The following is a 520-nucleotide window of genomic DNA, read 5'->3' as shown; positions in this document are numbered from 1 at the left end:
ACTGGTGCTGAAGTCCGGCGCCATGGACGGCGCACCGCTGTCCGCCGAGGGTGTCACCAAGCTGGCTGATCTGGAGTCCCGGGAAGTCCTGCTGGCCAAGGCCGCAGGGGTCCTCAAGGCGAAGATCTCCCAGGCTGCGTACATGTTCAATGCGCTGCCGTCCAAGACGGTGCGCACCATCGATGCCCTCCGCGACAAGCAGGAGCAGGCGGCCTGACGCGACAGGCCCCGCACACCCCGGTGCGCGGACATCATCACCCCATCTGCTCGCGTAGCAGGCCAATAGGAAGGAATGCCAATCATGGCCAAGCTCTCCGCTGACGAGCTCATCGAAGCTTTCAAGGAAATGACGCTCATCGAGCTGTCCGACTTCGTCAAGCAGTTCGAGGAGGTCTTCGACGTCACCGCTGCGGCCCCCGCCGCCGTGGCCGTCGCCGCCGCCCCCGCTGCCGAGGCCGATGCGGCCGAGGAGAAGTCCGAGTTCGAGGTCGTCCTCGAGTCCTCCGGCGACAAGAAGATC

2 pseudogenes are annotated in these 520 nt (G+C 65.4%); both read left to right on the top strand.

What is annotated here, in order from left to right:
- Positions 1-217, top strand: a pseudogene (locus tag FK530_RS25505) (50S ribosomal protein L10); the annotation flags it as partial.
- Positions 218-301: 84 nt separating this feature from the next.
- A pseudogene (locus FK530_RS25500) lies at positions 302-520 on the top strand (50S ribosomal protein L7/L12); the annotation flags it as partial.

The organism is Tsukamurella conjunctivitidis, assembly GCF_007858475.1.
In the GTDB taxonomy this organism is placed as follows: Bacteria; Actinomycetota; Actinomycetes; order Mycobacteriales; family Mycobacteriaceae; genus Tsukamurella; species Tsukamurella conjunctivitidis.
This window is presented reverse-complemented; position numbering and strand designations above follow the sequence as displayed.